Origin of the sequence: Enterobacter cloacae complex sp. SYL001, from assembly GCF_049237025.1 — a bacterium.
Classification (GTDB): Bacteria; Pseudomonadota; Gammaproteobacteria; order Enterobacterales; family Enterobacteriaceae; genus Enterobacter; species Enterobacter intestinihominis.
On sequence record NZ_JBMKJI010000028.1, the window covers coordinates 23,087 to 41,700 of the forward strand.

The following is an 18,614-nucleotide window of genomic DNA, read 5'->3' on the forward strand; positions in this document are numbered from 1 at the left end:
GAATCGATTAAAAATGAAAACATTGAACGCCCGCCATCAAAAAACATTGCAGTTGATTTTCTCCATGCCAACGCCCAGTTCTCTGGAATGGCGCAAGATTGAAGCGCTTTTTATCGCATTAGGCGCGAAGGCCTCAGAAGGTAACGGCTCAAGGGTAAGATTTGAAATCAATGGGGTTGTGGCCTCGTTTCATCGTCCTCATCCGGATAAAGAAGCGAAGGTTTATCAGGTTCGCGACGCAATGGCTTTTCTCATCGCAACAGGGGTTTCTCCATGATTAACACCATGACTTATAAAGGCTATGCCGCAAAAATTGATTACAGCGACGAAGATCTATGCTTCGTTGGGCATGTTGCTGGCATAAGAGATGTTATCGGTTTTCATGCAGATAACGTCGCAGCCCTCCGTAAAGCGTTTGAAGAAGCGGTCGATGATTATCTTGCCTACTGCACAGAACAAGGTCGAGAACCTCTGCGTCCGGCAAGCGGGAAAATCAGCCTGCGCATCGCGCCCGAGATACATTCCGCAATTAACATCGCAGCCGAAGTTTCAGGTAAAAGCGTAAATCAATGGATCAGCGATACGCTGACCAAAGCGGCACACGGATAAGCTAAGGGCACCATTAATGGTGCCCTTTTTATTTAGAACGTCATGCTCAACTGTGCCCCTGCGCCCCAGGTCTCGTCTTCGCCATAAAGCCCCATCAGGTCAACGTGGACGGAGTTGAACGGCGCGAAACCGACACCGCCGGTAAAGACGTTGCTGTCGTTCCCTTTCATATCCGCACGATAACCGGCGCGTACTGCCAGCCAGCTCAGCGGCGTGACTTCGGCACCGACGCCAACGTACTGGGAGGTGTCTTCGCTTTTAAAGCCCTTGGTTTCGGTCAGATCGCCATCTGCGGTCAGCGTGACCAGATCATTGTGCCAGGCGGCCCCGGCAGTGACCAGCGGACGGATCTGATAGGTGTCTTTATAACTCACCACCTCTCCCGTGCGCCCGTTGCGAATGCGGATATCTTTGGTATCGATATCGCGCGACATCAGGTTTTGCCCGCTCACGCCGACCGTCCAGTTTTCACCGAAATCAGCAGCAATACCGGCATCGACGTTGAAGCCAGTGTCGTCGGTACGGTAGCGGCTGTCGTTCCACTTATTACTGTCGTAATCGTAGATTGAGGTAGTGTAGTTATAGAGCCAGGTTTTTTGCAGCTTCGGCGTGACGCCAACGGAAACCGGAACGCCGCCAAGATCGAACTGACGGGCTACCGCAATACCGTAGTCGGACACAATCGCCGCCCGACCAGACGCCGTAGAGTTAAGGTTTTTGGTGATCTGATCGGAACCGTTTAGCGCGGCATCCAGCGCCACACCGGCAGCCACCGCATCGCTTCGTTGTATACCGCGCAGATAATCAATGTCCTGCTGATCGATTGAAGAGCTGACGCGGCCATGTGCATAGCCTTTGGCCATAAAGGCCACGGAAAGGACATCGTTAGGGATACTGACGGCAATCCCCGCCCCTGCGGTGGCGTGTGCGGTTTTGCCTTTCAGGTAGTCCAGCTCATCAGCGAGATCTTTCGCTGCGCCCTGGAACTGATTGATCGAACCTAATGGATTCGTGATGATATCAATGGGGGTCAGACTATCAACCACGTCCTTGTAATGATTGATTTTATCGTTAATGGTATCAATCTCGTCCTGAAGATTGTCTTCATCGGTCACTTGCACGCCAACGGACGGCAAAATGACCGTCACATCATCCTCGGGCTTAGATTTTGCCAGTAACGCGGGGTTGATTAACGCCCCGCTGCCATAGCTCCCTGCCGCGACACCCGTTCCGCCCATTGCGTCGCTACGCGCTTCCGTCCAGGTATTGGCTGCTCCCGCCTGATTTGCCATAAAAAAGGAGACAGCAATGCTAACCATCGAAAATTTAAAATGTTTTTTCACAGTGTGCTCGTCAATAGTTTGTTATTAGTTAACCCTGTCTGTTATCACCCAAACAGGAACGAACTATTGCTGTGAATAAGTACAAAAAGACCCGCTATTTCCCTAAGTTAAATTCCATCCCGGCCTGTTCTAATGTGTGACGACCATCAATATTTATAGAAGAGGAAATTATTTTCGCCCAGGTTTTCCATCGTGCGGGCCAAAAAACTGAGGCGGATGGTCTACCCAGTGGTCTTCGCGCGTCACGGCATACACCGGATTGAGGGGATAGTAGATGCGGTTATGTTTTTTATTAACCTCACCCACCACCAGTAAGCGCACCTCTTCATCGGAGTTGTTGATAAAGGTATGGCACACGCCCGTGCCGGCAGGAAATCCCACGCTGTCTCCGGGTTCAAGCTTCCACAGATAACCATTGATCCAGGCCTCAGGGTAACCCTCCAGAACGTAAACAAACTCCTCTTCGTCGCTTTCCGCATGCGGATAAGAAGTACGGCGTCCGGGCGGCAGCCGTTCATGGTGAATACCAATGCGGCCGAGACCCAGCTTGCGGGCCAGCGGCGCGCCAATAGAAAACCGTTCATTGCTGTCCGGGTACGTTGCGTCATCGGCGCCTTCCACGTCCCGCCAGTGCCGAATACAGTCAGGTCTTTTCATCATGCGATCTCCCGATTTGCGATGCGTCAGGTATAGCACAGCCTGGCGGATCTCGGTGTTTTTAGCAGAACATGATAAAGTGAGGGTTTTCACCCCTTACCACATCCGAGGTGCCCGATGGACAAGTTCACAAAAGAGCTGTTAGCGCAAGCTGAAAAGCTCTGTGCGCAACGCAATGTGCGCCTGACCCCGCAGCGCCTTGAGGTACTGCGTCTGATGAGCCTGCAACAGGGTGCCATCAGCGCTTACGATCTGCTCGACCTGCTGCGTGAAAGCGAGCCGCAGGCAAAACCGCCGACCGTCTATCGGGCGCTGGATTTTCTGCTGGAGCAAGGGTTTGTGCATAAAGTGGAATCAACAAACAGCTATGTGCTGTGCCATCTTTTTGACCAGCCTACTCACACGTCCGCCATGTTTATCTGCGATCGCTGTGGCGTGGTGAAGGAAGAGTGTGCGGAAGGTGTGGAAGATATTATGCATACGCTGGCAGCCAGAATGGGCTTTGCGCTGCGTCATAACGTGATCGAAGCCCACGGCTTATGTTCTGCCTGCGTGGAGGTGGAGTCATGCCGTCATCAGGATGCCTGTCAGCACGATCACTCTATCCTGGTGAAGAAAAAGCCGCGTTAAGGCCCAAGAAAAAGGCGGCTCAGAGCCGCCTTTAGGGATAGTGCCGGTTACCAGCGGTAGTCGTTACGGGTTTCCCAGTCTTTGACTTCGTTTTCCGCCTGATCTTTTTCGTAACCGTAGCGCTCCTGGATTTTACCTACCAGCTGATCGCGCTTACCTTCAATGACGGTCATATCGTCATCTGTCAGCTTACCCCACTGTTCTTTCGCTTTACCTTTGAATTGCTTCCAGTTGCCGCCGATTTCGTCTTTATTCATAATCGTGTCCTCGTGTTAAGCGTCTATGAGTGTCGTCCGCTTCGTTCTATTCTGCTGGACGTGATTATTATTGTAGTTAAGGATTCGGCATTTATTTTTATATTCGGAATCTTTAACCGTTACGATATATCGTGCGGGGCTGGAAACCAGGTATTGTTTCGCCAGTGACGACGCCAGATAACGGCCAGCGAAAGGCCACGCAGTGAGAGAAACACCGCCAGCGCGAGCCACAGACCATGATTGCCGAGATACGGCAAGGTCAGCAGCGTCAGGCCGAACCCCGCCGCAGCGACGGCCATGCTGTTGCGCATCTCCGCCCCTCGCGTCGCACCAATAAACATGCCGTCCAGCAAATAGCACCACACGCCCACCACCGGTAATACTACCTGCCAGAGGATGTAGCGATCGGCCAGCTCACGTAGCGCGGGCAACGAGGTGAGAAGCGCGACAATATGCCCACCAAAACAGGCGTAAACCAGAGCAAAGACCAGCGCCACCAGACCCGCCTGACGACAGGCAGCACGCCAGACTTCGCGTAACTGGCCGCTTTCACGCGCGCCATAAGCCTGCCCTGAATGCGCCTCGACGGCGTAAGCAAAACCATCCAGCGCGTAAGCGGTAAAGGTCAGTAACGTCATGAGCACTGCGTTGACGGCGACGATCTCAGGCCCAAGACGGGCACCAAAAACGGTTAATGCGCCGAAGCAGAGTTGCAGCAGGAGCGAACGGAGCATGATGTCGCGATTAAGCGCCAGCAGCTTACGCATATTGCCGCGCCAGGCCGATTTCAGCAGATCCAGGGTGATACCGCGCATCGCCAGCACGCGCCAGACCATCCCCAAACCGATCAGCAGCGTCCCGTACTCGGCAATTGCCGTAGCCAGCGCCGCGCCCCGGACGTTCATGTGCAGCCCCATTACCAGCCAGAGATCGAGGACAATATTGAGAAGGTTACCCACCACCAGCAGGATCACCGGCGCGCGGGCATACTGCACGCCCAGCAGCCAGCCCAGCAGGACCAGGTTTGCCAGTGAAGCGGGCGCGCTGAGCCAGCGAATTTCGAGGAACCGCCGGGCTTGTTCCAGTACGGCATCGCTGCCGCCTACAATATGGAGCGCAAGATCAATCAGCGGCGTACGCAACAGAACGATTAACGCGCCAGCACCGAACGCCAGAATGAGCGGCTGAACCAGCGCACGCGCCAGACGCAGGGGATCTTTTGCACCATACGCCTGGGCCGTAAGGCCTGTCGTACTCATGCGCAGAAAAAGTAGCAGCATAAAGAGGAAGCTGGTCGCCGTTGCGCCAATCGCGACGCCGCCCAGGTAAATCGGCGAATCCAGATGCCCGATTACCGCCGTATCCACCAGCCCCAGCAGAGGAACGGTAATATTGGAAAAAATCATCGGTAGCGCAAGACGCCACAACGCCTTATCGGCAGAAGTTAGCAATGCCATGGAAATTACCGGAATCAGAAAACAGGCCAGGCTGTAGAGGAACTACAGCCTGTCAGGAAGAGATTACAGCCATTCACCGTTGCGGATAACGCCGACAGCCAGCCCTTCAATAGAGAAGCTCTGCTCGCGGAGATCCACCACAATCGGGGAGAATTCATTGTTTTCAGGCAGAAGCTGCACGGTATTGCCTTGTTTTTTCAGGCGCTTAACCGTCACTTCATCATCAATGCGCGCCACCACGACTTGTCCGTTACGCACGTCCTGGGTTTTGTGTACCGCCAGCAGATCGCCATCAAGAATACCGATATCTTTCATGGACATTCCGCTAACGCGCAGCAGGAAATCGGCGCTCGGCTTGAACATGCCTGGGTCAACCTGATAGTGCCCTTCGATGTGCTGCTGCGCCAGCAGAGGTTCACCTGCGGCTACGCGACCCACCAGCGGAATACCGCTCTCTTCTTCCACCAGCAGACGGATGCCGCGTGAGGCGCCGGAAACAATCTCAATCACGCCCTTACGCGCAAGCGCCTTAAGGTGCTCTTCGGCAGCATTAGGAGAACGGAAGCCCAGACGCTGCGCAATTTCTGCACGCGTGGGTGGCATACCCGTCTGGCCGATATGATCCCGAATGAGATCAAACACCTCTTGCTGCCTGGTCGTTAACGCTTTCATACCGCCCCCTGGGTGTATATACAGTTATGCTGTGAGTATATACAGTCAAAGGCGATTTTGGAACCAAAAACTGCACAAAAAACCAGGGACTTAATTATTCCTCGAGGCTCATCGGAAATGCGACCAAAGTAGCGTGACCCAGGTGATCACCGCCGTGATAATCGACAGCAGTACGGCAGCGGAACCCATGTCTTTCGCCCGGCCAGACAGTTCATGGAATTCCGACCCGATTCGGTCAACAACGGCCTCAATAGCGCTATTCAGAATTTCCACTATCATCACCAGAAGGACAGATCCGATGAGCAGTACGCGGGTGATAGCATCAACATCAAGGAAGCAGGCGATGACAACGGCAACGATTGCGGCAACCGCTTCCTGGCGGAAAGCGGCTTCATTAACCCATGCGGCGCGGAAACCTTTCCATGAATAACCGGCAGCTTTAATGATTCGAGTTAACCCAGTGGTATTATTGGCCATTAAAAGAACCTTTTATGATAAATAGCGTCAGTAACTAAAGCCGCAGCGCGTTTTGCTGCGACCTGAAGTATGACGGGTAACAACAGAAATTTTGCGCGCTTTCTGTTATCCTTGCGCCGCAATTGCATTATTAACCAGAGGCTTTACATCGTTTATGTCCGGCTGGCCACGAATTTACTACAAATTACTTAATTTACCATTAAGCGTACTGGTAAAAAGTAAGTCTATCCCAGCAGAACCTGCGCTGGAATTAGGGCTCGATACGTCGCGCCCTATTATGTACGTTTTGCCTTATAACTCGAAGGCAGACCTGCTAACGCTTCGCGCTCAATGTCTGGCGCACGATTTACCTGACCCGCTTGAACCGCTGGAAGTCGACGGTACGCTGCTGCCGCGCTACGTGTTCATCCATGGCGGACCGCGCGTGTTCACCTATTACACGCCGAAAGAAGAGTCCATTAAGCTGTTCCATGATTACCTCGATCTGCACCGCAGCAACCCCGATCTGGACGTGCAGATGGTGCCGGTGTCGGTGATGTTTGGCCGTCGTCCGGGGCGTGAAAAAGGGGAAGAGAACCCGCCGCTGCGTATGCTCAACGGCATTCAGAAATTCTTCGCCGTCTCATGGCTGGGACGCGACAGCTTTGTTCGCTTCTCGCCTTCCGTTTCACTGCGCCGCATGGCGGATGAACACGGTACTGACAAAATCATTGCGCAAAAGCTGGCGCGCGTTGCGCGTATGCACTTTGCACGTCAGCGTCTGGCGGCCGTTGGGCCACGTCTCCCGGCGCGTCAGGATCTGTTTAACAAGCTGCTGGCTTCCAAAGCGATTGCCCGTGCCGTAGAAGACGAAGCGCGCAGCAAGAAGATTTCGCACGAGAAAGCGCAGCAGAACGCAATCGCGCTGATGGAAGAGATCGCCGCGAACTTCTCCTACGAGATGATTCGTCTCTCTGACCGTATTCTCGGTTTCACGTGGAACCGCCTCTATCAGGGGATTAACGTCCACAACGCCGAGCGCGTGCGTCAGTTAGCGCACGACGGCCACGAGATTGTCTATGTGCCCTGCCACCGCAGCCACATGGACTACCTGCTGCTCTCTTACGTGCTCTATCACCAGGGCCTGGTGCCGCCGCATATTGCTGCCGGTATCAACCTGAACTTCTGGCCAGCTGGTCCGATTTTCCGCCGTCTGGGTGCGTTCTTCATTCGTCGTACCTTCAAGGGTAACAAGCTCTACTCCACCGTTTTCAGGGAGTATCTGGGCGAGCTGTTCAGCCGCGGTTATTCCGTGGAGTACTTTGTTGAAGGCGGTCGCTCCCGTACCGGTCGTCTGCTCGATCCGAAGACCGGCACGCTGTCGATGACCATTCAGGCCATGCTGCGTGGCGGTACGCGTCCTATCACGCTGGTGCCTATTTACATCGGTTATGAACACGTGATGGAAGTGGGCACCTACGCGAAAGAGCTGCGCGGTGCGACCAAAGAGAAAGAGAGTCTGCCGCAGATGCTGCGTGGTCTGAGTAAATTGCGCAATCTCGGCCAGGGCTACGTGAACTTTGGCGAGCCCCTGCCGCTGATGACGTATCTGAACCATCATGTTCCGGAGTGGCGCGAGTCTATTGATCCTATCGAAGCGGTACGTCCGGCCTGGCTGACGCCAACGGTCAACGGCATTGCATCCGAGCTGATGGTACGCATCAACAATGCTGGTGCGGCAAACGCCATGAACCTGTGTTGTACCGCGCTTCTGGCCTCTCGCCAGCGTTCACTGACTCGCGAGCAGCTGACCGAGCAGATTGATTGCTATCTGGATATCATGCGCAACGTGCCGTATTCCGTGGATTCGACCGTGCCGTCTGCCACCGCCAGCGAACTGATCGATCACGCGTTGCAGATGAACAAGTTCGAAGTCGAGAAAGATACGATTGGTGACATCATCATTCTGCCGCGCGAGCAGGCCGTGCTGATGACCTACTACCGTAATAACATCACGCACATGCTGATGCTGCCGTCACTGATGGCAGCCATTATTACCCAGCACCGCCGTATTTCGCGTCAGGAGCTGCTGCGCCATATTCAGGCCATCTATCCGATGCTGAAAGCGGAGCTGTTCCTGCGCTGGAGTAAGGATGAGCTGGCGGCAGAGCTCGATAAAATGTCCGCAGAGATGCGTCGTCAGGGGCTGATTACCATCCATGATGACGAACTGCATATCAATCCGTCACGTTCCCGAACCTTGCAGCTCCTGGCTTCCGGTGCGCGTGAGACGTTGCAGCGCTACGCCATTACCTTCTGGTTATTGAGTGCTAACCCGTCAATCAACCGCGGTACGCTGGAAAAAGAGAGTCGGACGCTGGCCCAGCGCCTGTCCGTTCTGCATGGCATTAACGCCCCGGAATTCTTCGACAAAGCGGTATTCAGCTCCCTGGTGCTGACGCTGCGCGACGAAGGTTACATTAGCGATACGGGCGATGCCGAGCCGGAAGAGACGATGAAGGTTTACCAGATGCTGGCAGAGCTGATTACTGCGGATGTGCGTTTAACGATTGAGAGTTCGACGCAGGGCGAGTGATGTTAAAGCCGGGTGGCGCTAACGCTTACCCGGCCTACATGTTCTGCTAAATCGTAGGCCGGGTAAGGCGAAGCCGCCACCCGGTTTTTTTATGACCAGTAACTCATCGCCAGCCCCATAAACAGCACCAGCCCGACGTAGTTATTATTCAGAAACGCTTTAAAGCAGGCTTCACGCTCGCGCTTCACGAGCAGCTTCTGCTGATACGCAAACAGCAGACCCGCCACCAGCACGGACCAGTAAAACTCCCAGTTCAGCCCGTTCAGGCGACCAATCGCCACCATCAACGCCAGCACCGCCACCTGCAATATGCCGATGATCAGTTTGTCGTGACGGCCAAACAAGATCGCCGTCGATTTGATGCCAATCTTGAGATCGTCATCGCGATCGACCATCGCGTATTGGGTATCGTACGCAACGGCCCAGAGAATATTCGCTAGGAACATCAGCCAGCAGCTGAGCGGAACGGACTCGCTGACCGCGGCAAACGCCATGGGAATCGACCAGCCAAATGCCGCACCCAATACCACCTGCGGCAGATGGGTGTATCGCTTCATAAATGGATAGACCCAGGCCAGCGCCAGAGCAGCGACGGACAGCAGAATGGTCATGGTGTTAAGGGTTAACACCAGCATGAAAGAGAGAAGCACCAGCACCACAAACAGGATGCGCGCCTCTTTCCCGGTCACCTGACCGCTCGGCAAAGGACGATTCGCGGTGCGCTTAACATGTCCATCAAATTTCCGGTCAGCATAGTCGTTGACCACACAGCCCGCAGCGCGCATCAGCCAGACACCCGCCACAAACACCGCCAGGATCCACAGCGGCGGTACGCCCGGCGTGGCAACCCACAGCGCCCATAAGGTCGGCCACAGCAGCAGCAGCGCGCCAATGGGTTTATCAGTACGCATCAGGCGGTGATAGGCCAGCAGCTTATTCTGCGTCAGACTCCACTCCATTTTTTCTCCCTCTTAGTACAACGGCGATGCAGGCAAAAAGAGTTCCGTCAGTATTAACGGCTTGCCACTCAAACGAAGGCGGGAACGGCGCCCCCACAAATCGGCATCACAACCAATTTCAATAAAATCACGGGTCAGTTCAGACGAGGTGAACAGATAGCGCCCCAGCGGCGTTTTGCCGAGGCGTTGTAGTGCAAGCTCCGGCCCGGAAAGTGTAGACTCAGGAACCACCGTTCGCCCGGCAAGCCACGGCTCGCCATCCGCACAGAGTAAAATTTCACGCAGCCAGTAGCGTTCTTCCTGCGGCAGCAGCGGCAGCTCGCTGGCAATCTCCGCAGGCGAGACAAACCCTTCCTGAATCATCGTCACCGTGACCGTTTTACCCTGTTGCTCAAAACGTTTTGTCATGGAATCTTCCAGCAGCAGCCAGTCCAGCTGTTCCGGGTCAAGCGCAGGGATGTGGTCGAAATAGCGTAGCGCACGCAGCTGCGTTAGCGCGGGGTGTGACATGCCAGACTCTCCGATACATAACGTAAAAGCATTGTATCGCAGATTGGCAAAATGAGGACGGACAAACAGAATTTAACGATCACTATCGCAACAAAGGTGCAACTTAGCCAAAAAAAGTGCGCCCGCGAAGGCGCACCAAACGACTAACAAAATCAGCACTGTGGGGAGACGGTTACCCCTTGCCTTTTACACTGCTGATAAAGGTGGAACGGGCAGTGGTTGAACCTAAACGCTCGGCTTCATCAAGCAGTTTCAGCGCTTTATCGACATCGCCGTTTTTAACTGCCTGCTTGATGGCGTTGTTAAAGTAAGTTTCAGTATCGTTAAGCACCGGCTCGGCTTTTTTCGCCGGGGCCGGGGCTGCGGCTGGTGCGGCATACACAGGCGCGGCAGTATTACCCACCGTTACCGGACCCGGGCCAGATGAGCCAAACAGTGGGCCTACGAGTACGCTGGAGCTGCTGTTGGTTTTCACCTTCAGCTTAAGCAGGCCGTCGGTGGTATGGCGCGCAATCGGATCGGGAATATCGGGAATGGCGTTACCAACCCCTTTGGCATAGGCTTTTGCCGGATCGAGCAGAGTGGTGGTTTGCTGCAAATCTTTTTCAGTGGTGAAGACCAGTACGTAGAGCTTTTGCTGCCCGAGCGCCGGGGTCAGACGCATTACCCCTTCCAGGCGGTCCGCGCTCATTACACCCGGCTCTTGATAGGTAAAATAGCTGCTGGGGAAATAGGCGGAAGGCGTCATGTTCTGATCGAGGATCAGAACGTTCGGCGCAAAAACGCTGGTCTGTTTGTTAACTTCACTGGATAAAGTCAACGTTAGCTCACCGATATTAGCCGGTACGCTATAGGCGGCTACCGGCCCGGTAATGCCAGCCACATTGAGCTGTTGGCCACCCGTCGCAAGCTGTGTGCTCTGCGTTTTGGACTGATCCACCGGCGTCCAGGTTAATTGCTGTAGAGCGGCTGTCGGAATGGCAGGCGCTGCGCTGGTATTCTGCGGGACATAATTGACGTCAGCGAGCGTAACGCCAGGCACACAGGCCAGCAGACCCGCTGACAGGCACAGCGCGACGAGATTTTTCTTCATTTTCATTGTTATCACCTCAGAAAGCGTAAGCACTGCGGTGGCCAGGCAATAGCGCGCAGTACCTCAGGAATTGAGGGGCTTTCGCCCCCCAGATTACATCGTCAGATCAGGATGCGGTTACCACCAGATTTCCATCTGGGCGCCGAAGGAGAACTCATCGTCATCGCCGCGGCTGGTAGAGAATCGACCGTTACCGGTGGAGTCAGAGATCGCGTAACGGGTGGCATCGCCGTTACCGTTCTTCGCGTAGCCCCATTTCTCATCCCACTTCGCGTAGGTTGCGAAGACACGGATGGCCGGACGAGACCAGATGCTGTCGCCAGCCTGCCACTGTTGCGCCAGGGTGATTTTGTACTGGCTGTTGCGATCGCCGGTTTCCTGGGATTTGACGTTGTCGTAGCCCACTTCCAGCAGGGTGCTCATGATTGGCGTCCATTTGTACATCGGACGTACACCCACGGTCCACCAGTCACTCCCCTGGTTATCATCCATGTCGAGTTTCTGGTACATACCGACATACATCAGGTCCCACTTGTCGGCCAGGGTGATTGCACCGTGGTCCAGGATGCGCCAGAGGCTGCCGTTGTTGTTAATCACATCGTTGGCGTAATTGGTCGTCGTGCCATCAGGATTCGTGATGGTAAAGCTGGAAGAACCATAGGAACCCTGGCTCAGACCTTTACCCTGCGTGGTCATTGAGTCCATCGCATACTGCAGCACAAACTTGTTATAGCCTTTCAGCATGCTCTGGGTATGTTCAGCGGTGAACATCCAGCCATCTTTCGACGCGCCGTCGGCAAGATCATAGCCGTCGGTCGTGTTCGCGCGGCCATAATCCACACCCAGTTCCAGCACGCCGTCCGGGTTAGTTTCCAGGCCCGCTAAACGCACGTCAAATACGTCGTTCGCGGTATCTTTGGTACGGTCATAGATGTTCTGGCTGCTGAAGGCATAAGAACCGCCAGCTTCCTGGGAACGCGTCGCTGCCAGAGACAGTTTACCGAAGCCCAGATCGATGTTTTCAATACCGGCACCAGGACCAGAGATATCCCAGTAGTAGAAGTCGATCATGTGTACGTCATGACGCTGATAGAAGCGCTTACCGGCCCAGATGGTAGAGCCAGGCAGCCATTCAATCAGGTTTTTACCCTGCACGTTAGCTTCACGGAACGCCGGATCGGTACCTTCCCAGTCATTCTGCTGTGCCACGGAGTACGCTACGTTGGTGTCGAAATAGAAGCTCTTGTCGCCTTCTTTCCACACTTCCTGGCCCAGTTTCAGTTCGGCGTAGGTTTCACATTCGTTACCGAGACGGTATTTACTTTGTGCGCCTGTTGCCTGGAAACATTGTTGTTCACCGCCACTACCCGTCCAGCCGATACCAGAACGAGCATAACCATGGAAATCCACTGCCAGTGCCTGAGCAGACATTACGCCCGCTGCGACGGCAACTGCCAAAGGAAGTTTGCGCAGAGTAATCATTATTCTATCTCCTGAGATCATTGCTTTTCTTTGTAATTGGAATGCTTAAACGCCTGGCTCTTTGTGCAACCGACGACATGCAGTGCCATCCTCACGGAACAGATGGCAGCGCTCTGGCGGCAAACCGATAGCGAATGTGGCACCCTCTTCTACCAACACCACGTCATTCTGGCGGTAGACCAGGTTCTGACGGATGGCGGGGATCTGGATATGAATCTGTGTTTCGTGACCAAGCTGTTCGACGACCTGAACTTCACCTTCCAGCGTCACATCAGCGATGTGGCTCGGCAGTAAATGCTCAGGGCGGATACCGAGGGACATATTGGCCCCCACCTGTACGTTGGCGCTGTCGACCGGCAGCCAGACTTGCTGACGGTTTGGCAGCTCCACCTGTACCTGTTCGATTGCCGTCGCGGTCACTTTTACGGGCAGGAAGTTCATCTTTGGCGAGCCAATGAAGCCCGCAACAAAGCGGTCTGCCGGGTAGTGATACAGCTCCAGCGGTTTGCCCACCTGCGCCACGCGACCGGCGTCCAGTACCACGATTTTGTCGGCCAGCGTCATCGCTTCGACCTGATCGTGGGTGACGTAAATCATCGTGCGTCCAAGACGCTTATGCAGACGGGAGATTTCGATACGCATCTGGACGCGCAGGGCGGCATCCAGGTTAGAGAGAGGTTCATCGAGCAGGAACACGCGCGGCTCGGCCACCAGCGTACGGCCGATCGCCACACGCTGACGCTGACCACCGGAGAGCGCCTTCGGTTTACGCTCCAGCAGATGTGCCAGCTGGAGCACTTCCGCCACCTGGGTGACGCGCTGGTTAATGGTCTCTTTTTTCGCGCCGGCCAGCTTCAGGCCAAAGGACATGTTCTCGGCAACGGAAAGATGCGGATAAAGCGCATAAGACTGGAACACCATGCCCACGCCGCGTTCAGCTGGCGGGATGTCGTTCATTCGGGTATCACCAATAAATAAATCGCCACTGGTGATGGTTTCAAGACCGGCAATCATACGCAGCAGAGTAGATTTACCACAGCCTGATGGACCAACGAACACCACAAACTCACCTTCGTGGATGTCCAGATTGATGTCTTTTGACACCACAACGTCGCCCCAGGCTTTCGTTACATTACGCAGCTGTACGCTCGCCATGCCCTTCTCCCTTCGTTACAACCTGTCACCGACAGAAACATTCAAGATAAGTTCACTATGCGTGTTCCATTACTTTCGTGAATCCTCCACCCCCCGGCTTTTTTATGGGGGAGGAGGCGGGAGGATGAGAGAGCAGGCTCTGCGACCGCAGCGGAGGGGCTGAGGCGAAAATCGTGAAGCGGCCTGCAAAATTCAGTGGGTTTTTATGTGCGCCAGCACTCATAACTTAAATTTATGTTACAGGGATCACACAAACAGGGGGTGGGGCGTAGGGACTGGGAGGATGGAAAGAGGATGTCAAATAAGGAGACTGAGTCACGTTGAACCACCTTATGTATCCACGAGCACATCACCAATAAAGGATGGCAGATATGAAGATCAAGACTGGCGCACGCGTTTTCGCATTGTCCGCCCTCGCAGCAATGATGATTTCCGCACCGGCTCTCGCCAAAATTGAAGAAGGTAAGCTGGTTATCTGGATTAACGGCGACAAGGGCTATAACGGTCTGGCCGAAGTGGGCAAAAAATTCGAGAAAGACACCGGTATCAAAGTCACCGTAGAACACCCGGATAAACTGGAAGAGAAGTTCCCTCAGGTTGCGGCAACCGGCGATGGTCCGGACATTATCTTCTGGGCGCATGACCGTTTCGGTGGCTACGCGCAGTCTGGCCTGCTGGCAGAAGTTACGCCAGACAAAGCCTTCCAGGACAAACTGTTCCCGTTCACCTGGGACGCCGTTCGCTATAACGGCAAGCTGATCGCTTACCCAATCGCGGTTGAAGCCCTGTCACTGATTTACAACAAAGACCTGGTGCCAAATCCACCGAAAACCTGGGAAGAGATCCCTGCTCTGGATAAAGAGCTGAAGGCGAAAGGTAAATCCGCTCTGATGTTCAACCTGCAAGAGCCGTACTTTACCTGGCCGCTGATTGCTGCCGACGGCGGCTACGCGTTCAAGTTTGAAAACGGCAAATATGACGTGAAAGACGTGGGCGTGGACAACGCGGGCGCGAAAAAAGGCCTGACCTTCCTGGTTGACCTGATTAAGAACAAACACATGAACGCGGATACCGACTACTCCATCGCGGAAGCGGCGTTCAACAAAGGCGAAACCGCGATGACCATCAACGGTCCGTGGGCCTGGACCAACATCGACAAGAGCAAAGTCAACTACGGCGTGACCCTGCTGCCAACCTTCTACGGCAAGCCGTCTAAACCGTTTGTTGGCGTGCTGAGCGCGGGTATCAACGCCGCCAGCCCGAACAAAGAGCTGGCGAAAGAGTTCCTCGAAAACTACCTGCTGACCGATCAGGGTCTGGATGAAGTGAACAAGGACAAACCGCTGGGCGCCGTTGCGCTGAAATCCTTCCAGGATCAGTTAGCGAAAGATCCACGCATTGCGGCCACCATGGATAACGCCCAGAAAGGCGAAATCATGCCGAACATCCCACAGATGGCTGCGTTCTGGTACGCCACCCGTACCGCCGTCATCAACGCGGCAAGCGGTCGCCAGACTGTTGATGCCGCGCTGAAAGATGCTCAGGGTCGTATTACTAAGTAAGTCTGAAAAACGGCGGGTGGCGCGTGCGCTTACCCGCCCTACGACTACGGCACGATCCGTAGGTCAGGTAAGCGCAGCGCCACCTGACGATAAGTTTCCACCGTTGTAGAGGAAGAACCCCATGGATGTCATTAAAAAGAAACGCTGGTGGCAAAGCGACGCACTGAAGTGGTCAGTGATAGGTCTGCTGTGTCTGCTGGTGGGTTACCTTGTTGTTTTAATGTACGTGCAAGGGGAATACCTTTTTGCCATCATGACGCTGATTTTAAGCTCGGTTGGCCTGTATATTTTCGCCAACCGTAAAGCGTATGCCTGGCGCTATGTCTACCCCGGTGTTGCCGGGATGGGGCTGTTTGTCCTCTTTCCGCTGATCTGCACCATCGCGATTGCCTTTACCAACTACAGCAGCACCAACCAGCTCGCGCAGGAGCGTGCCACCCAGGTGCTTCTGGATCGTTCTTATCAGGCGGGTAAAACCTTTAACTTCGGCCTGTATCCTGCGGGAGATGAGTGGAAGTTAGCGCTCACTGACGGTGAGAGCGGCAAAAACTATCTTTCCGAAGCGTTCAAATTTGGCGGCGAGCAGAAGCTGGTCTTAAAAGAAGCCGCGGCCCTGCCGGAAGGTGAACGTGCCAACCTGCGTATCATCACTCAAAATCGCCAGGCGCTGACCCAGCTCACCGCCGTGCTGCCCGATGACAGCAAAGTAACCATGAGCTCGCTGCGCCAGTTTTCCGGCACGCAGCCGCTTTATACTCTGGCGGATGACGGCACGCTGACCAACAACCAGAGCGGCGTAAAATACCGCCCGAACAACGATATCGGTTTCTATCAGTCGGTGAATGCCGACGGCAGCTGGGGCGACGACAAGCTCAGCCCGGGCTATACCGTTACCATCGGCTGGGATAACTTTACCCGCGTGTTTACCGACGAAGGCATCCAGAAACCGTTCTTCGCCATCTTCGTCTGGACGGTAGTCTTCTCCATCCTGACCGTGATCCTGACCGTGGCCGTGGGCATGGTGCTGGCCTGTCTGGTCCAGTGGGAGTCCCTGAAAGGGAAAGCGATTTACCGCGTGCTGCTGATTCTGCCGTACGCCGTGCCATCGTTCATCTCGATTCTGATTTTCAAAGGGTTGTTTAACCAGAGCTTCGGTGAAATCAACATGATGCTGAGCGCGCTGTTCGGCATCAAACCGGCCTGGTTCAGCGACCCGACCACCGCTCGCTCGATGATTATCATCGTGAACACCTGGCTCGGTTATCCGTACATGATGATCCTGTGCATGGGGCTGCTGAAGGCCATCCCGGACGACCTGTACGAAGCCTCGGCGATGGACGGCGCGGGTCCGTTCCAGAACTTCTTCAAAATTACCCTGCCGCTGCTCATTAAGCCGCTGACGCCGCTGATGATTGCCAGCTTCGCCTTTAACTTTAACAACTTTGTGCTGATTCAGCTGTTGACCAACGGTGGACCGGACCGTCTCGGCACCACCACGCCGGCAGGCTATACCGACCTGCTCGTGAGCTACACCTACCGTATCGCCTTCGAAGGCGGCGGCGGTCAGGACTTCGGTCTGGCGGCGGCGATTGCCACCCTGATCTTCCTGCTGGTGGGCGCCCTGGCGATCGTGAACCTGAAAGCTACACGTATGAAATTTGACTAAGGAGGGCACTGAACATGGCAATGGTACAACCCAAATCTCAGAAACTGCGCCTCCTCGCGACGCACTTAGGCCTGCTGATTTTCATCGCGGCGATCATGTTCCCGCTGCTGATGGTTATCGCCATCTCCCTGCGTTCGGGGAACTTCGCCACCGGGAGCCTGATCCCGGATGAAATCTCCTGGGAGCACTGGAAACTCGCGCTGGGCTTCAGTGTGGAACACGCGGATGGCCGCGTCACTCCCCCGCCGTTCCCGGTGCTGCTGTGGCTATGGAACTCGGTAAAAGTGGCGACCATCACTGCCATCGGCATCGTGACGCTCTCCACCACTTGTGCTTACGCCTTCGCCCGTATGCGTTTTCCTGGCAAAGCGACCCTGCTGAAAGGGATGCTGATTTTCCAGATGTTCCCGGCGGTGCTGTCACTGGTGGCGTTGTATGCCCTGTTTGATCGTCTGGGCCAGTACGTGCCGTTTATCGGCCTGAACACCCACGGCGGCGTGATCTTCGCCTATCTTGGCGGCATCGCCCTGCATGTGTGGACCATCAAGGGCTATTTCGAAACCATCGATGGTTCACTGGAAGAAGCCGCCGCGCTGGATGGCGCCACCCCGTGGCAGGCGTTCCGTCTGGTGCTGCTGCCGCTGTCGGTGCCGATTCTGGCGGTGGTGTTCATCCTGTCGTTTATCGCGGCGATCACCGAAGTACCGGTCGCCTCTCTGTTACTGCGCGATGTGAACAGCTACACCCTGGCCGTCGGTATGCAGCAATACCTCAACCCGCAAAACTACCTGTGGGGCGACTTTGCCGCGGCGGCCGTACTCTCTGCCATCCCGATTACCGTGGTGTTCCTGCTGGCCCAGCGCTGGCTGGTCAACGGCCTGACGGCGGGCGGTGTGAAAGGTTAAGTTTCATCTGTTATGCCACTGCAACCCTCAACTTTAGACGTATTGTATTGAACCAACTTGTGACTGTTGTTAGGCGCTCTTCGGAGCGCCCTTTTTTTATTCGCGTTTCAGCCGCTTTGAGTTGCACAGCCAGAGGGTGATTACCAGCAGCAGGATCGCTGCCGAGTAGATCAGCACGTCGAGCGGGGATTTATGATCGACGATGATCAGCCGCACAATGGCGGTGATGCCAATATAGACAAAATAGCGCAGCGGGAAGTGAAAGCCGGACTGAAAGTACTTCACAATCAGGGCGATAAATTCAAAGTAGAGAAAGTAGACCACCAGGCCTTCCACCAGCGCGTATTTGCTGGTTTGCTCAGGTGCGAACAGCACATCCGCCAGATGCACCGTCTCTTTACCCAGAAACACGACCAGGATCAGGCCAAGGCTCAGCAGACCGAGGTTCAGCACGGTCTGGAGTATCGTTGAGATAAACTCAACGCGCGGACGAGTCAGGGATGTCATACAGCACCTCATTCTCCAGGGCGAGGTTCCTGTATAACGCAAAAATGTGACGGGGATCTATATTTTTTGTTTATGTTTTGTCCAGATGAACATTCCTG

The 18,614-nt window shown here is 54.8% G+C and carries 19 protein-coding genes; 7 read left to right on the forward strand and 12 right to left on the reverse strand.

Features of this window, described 5'->3' with window-relative positions; genetic code table 11:
* Positions 1–13 precede the first annotated feature (13 nt).
* Positions 14–277, forward strand: a complete 264-nt coding sequence (locus ACOTZP_RS20070) for a type II toxin-antitoxin system HicA family toxin (RefSeq protein WP_071993645.1) — start codon at positions 14–16, stop codon at positions 275–277.
* Complete coding sequence (locus ACOTZP_RS20075; protein WP_197092504.1) at positions 274–609, forward strand: type II toxin-antitoxin system HicB family antitoxin; 336 nt, start codon at positions 274–276, stop codon at positions 607–609. Before ACOTZP_RS20070 ends, ACOTZP_RS20075 begins: the two co-directional genes overlap by 4 nt.
* Positions 610–641: 32 nt before the next feature.
* Here the strand turns inward: ACOTZP_RS20075 and traF are convergent, their stop codons facing one another.
* Positions 642–1,928 (reverse strand): conjugal transfer protein TraF, encoded by a 1,287-nt coding sequence (gene traF / locus ACOTZP_RS20080; protein ID WP_227414713.1) that lies wholly within the window; start codon positions 1,926–1,928, stop codon positions 642–644.
* Between the two features lie 192 nt (positions 1,929–2,120).
* Positions 2,121–2,609 carry a cupin domain-containing protein gene (locus tag ACOTZP_RS20085; protein WP_271075340.1) on the reverse strand — a complete coding sequence of 163 codons (489 nt, stop codon included), beginning with the start codon at positions 2,607–2,609 and terminating at the stop codon, positions 2,121–2,123.
* A 117-nt stretch (positions 2,610–2,726) separates the two neighbouring features.
* On the opposite strand from ACOTZP_RS20085, the gene zur reads away from it, so the two are divergent.
* Complete coding sequence (gene zur / locus ACOTZP_RS20090; protein ID WP_271075336.1) at positions 2,727–3,239, forward strand: zinc uptake transcriptional repressor Zur; 513 nt, start codon at positions 2,727–2,729, stop codon at positions 3,237–3,239.
* 47 nt (positions 3,240–3,286) lie between these two features.
* On the opposite strand, the gene ACOTZP_RS20095 is transcribed toward zur, so the two are convergent.
* The 4 genes from ACOTZP_RS20095 to ACOTZP_RS20110 all read right to left on the reverse strand — a co-directional run bounded on the left by ACOTZP_RS20095 (position 3,287) and on the right by ACOTZP_RS20110 (position 6,102).
* Positions 3,287–3,496: a CsbD family protein gene (locus ACOTZP_RS20095; RefSeq protein ID WP_003860314.1), complete on the reverse strand. Its 210-nt coding sequence runs from the start codon at positions 3,494–3,496 to the stop codon at positions 3,287–3,289.
* A gap of 119 nt (positions 3,497–3,615) precedes the next feature.
* Positions 3,616–4,953 (reverse strand): MATE family efflux transporter DinF, encoded by a 1,338-nt coding sequence (dinF, locus tag ACOTZP_RS20100; protein ID WP_022646740.1) that lies wholly within the window; start codon positions 4,951–4,953, stop codon positions 3,616–3,618.
* A gap of 63 nt (positions 4,954–5,016) precedes the next feature.
* Entirely contained in the window at positions 5,017–5,625 is a 609-nt protein-coding gene (gene lexA, locus ACOTZP_RS20105; RefSeq protein WP_003860318.1) for a transcriptional repressor LexA, read from the reverse strand.
* A 108-nt stretch (positions 5,626–5,733) separates the two neighbouring features.
* Positions 5,734–6,102 (reverse strand): diacylglycerol kinase, encoded by a 369-nt coding sequence (locus ACOTZP_RS20110; RefSeq protein WP_271075335.1) that lies wholly within the window; start codon positions 6,100–6,102, stop codon positions 5,734–5,736.
* Between the two features lie 154 nt (positions 6,103–6,256).
* Here ACOTZP_RS20110 and plsB point away from each other — a divergent pair, with 154 nt between their 5' ends.
* On the forward strand, positions 6,257–8,677 hold the full coding sequence (gene plsB, locus ACOTZP_RS20115; RefSeq protein ID WP_271075334.1) for a glycerol-3-phosphate 1-O-acyltransferase PlsB: 2,421 nt from the start codon (positions 6,257–6,259) through the stop codon (positions 8,675–8,677).
* 89 nt (positions 8,678–8,766) lie between these two features.
* On the opposite strand, the gene ubiA is transcribed toward plsB, so the two are convergent.
* From ubiA to malK, 5 genes are all read right to left on the reverse strand, one after another.
* Complete coding sequence (gene ubiA / locus ACOTZP_RS20120) at positions 8,767–9,636, reverse strand: 4-hydroxybenzoate octaprenyltransferase (protein WP_421633773.1); 870 nt, start codon at positions 9,634–9,636, stop codon at positions 8,767–8,769.
* A gap of 12 nt (positions 9,637–9,648) precedes the next feature.
* Positions 9,649–10,146, reverse strand: a complete 498-nt coding sequence (gene ubiC / locus ACOTZP_RS20125; RefSeq protein WP_022646736.1) for a chorismate lyase — start codon at positions 10,144–10,146, stop codon at positions 9,649–9,651.
* Between the two features lie 172 nt (positions 10,147–10,318).
* Positions 10,319–11,245, reverse strand: a complete 927-nt coding sequence (malM, locus tag ACOTZP_RS20130; protein WP_271075333.1) for a maltose operon protein MalM — start codon at positions 11,243–11,245, stop codon at positions 10,319–10,321.
* Between the two features lie 111 nt (positions 11,246–11,356).
* Positions 11,357–12,724, reverse strand: a complete 1,368-nt coding sequence (locus tag ACOTZP_RS20135; RefSeq protein ID WP_032621777.1) for a maltoporin — start codon at positions 12,722–12,724, stop codon at positions 11,357–11,359.
* 42 nt (positions 12,725–12,766) lie between these two features.
* Positions 12,767–13,876: a maltose/maltodextrin ABC transporter ATP-binding protein MalK gene (malK, locus tag ACOTZP_RS20140; protein ID WP_003860329.1), complete on the reverse strand. Its 1,110-nt coding sequence runs from the start codon at positions 13,874–13,876 to the stop codon at positions 12,767–12,769.
* Between the two features lie 371 nt (positions 13,877–14,247).
* On the opposite strand from malK, the gene malE reads away from it, so the two are divergent.
* The 3 genes from malE to malG all read left to right on the forward strand — a co-directional run bounded on the left by malE (position 14,248) and on the right by malG (position 18,009).
* The gene (gene malE / locus ACOTZP_RS20145) at positions 14,248–15,438 is read left to right on the forward strand and encodes a maltose/maltodextrin ABC transporter substrate-binding protein MalE (RefSeq protein ID WP_271075332.1); all 1,191 of its coding nucleotides are present in this window, start codon (positions 14,248–14,250) and stop codon (positions 15,436–15,438) included.
* A 121-nt stretch (positions 15,439–15,559) separates the two neighbouring features.
* Positions 15,560–17,104, forward strand: coding sequence for a maltose ABC transporter permease MalF (gene malF, locus ACOTZP_RS20150; RefSeq protein ID WP_271075331.1), 1,545 nt, complete (start codon positions 15,560–15,562; stop codon positions 17,102–17,104).
* Positions 17,105–17,118: 14 nt separating this feature from the next.
* Complete coding sequence (gene malG, locus ACOTZP_RS20155) at positions 17,119–18,009, forward strand: maltose ABC transporter permease MalG (protein ID WP_003860332.1); 891 nt, start codon at positions 17,119–17,121, stop codon at positions 18,007–18,009.
* Positions 18,010–18,105: 96 nt separating this feature from the next.
* Here the strand turns inward: malG and psiE are convergent, their stop codons facing one another.
* Positions 18,106–18,516 carry a phosphate-starvation-inducible protein PsiE gene (gene psiE, locus ACOTZP_RS20160; protein WP_000202963.1) on the reverse strand — a complete coding sequence of 137 codons (411 nt, stop codon included), beginning with the start codon at positions 18,514–18,516 and terminating at the stop codon, positions 18,106–18,108.
* Between the last annotated feature and the right edge of the window lie 98 nt (positions 18,517–18,614).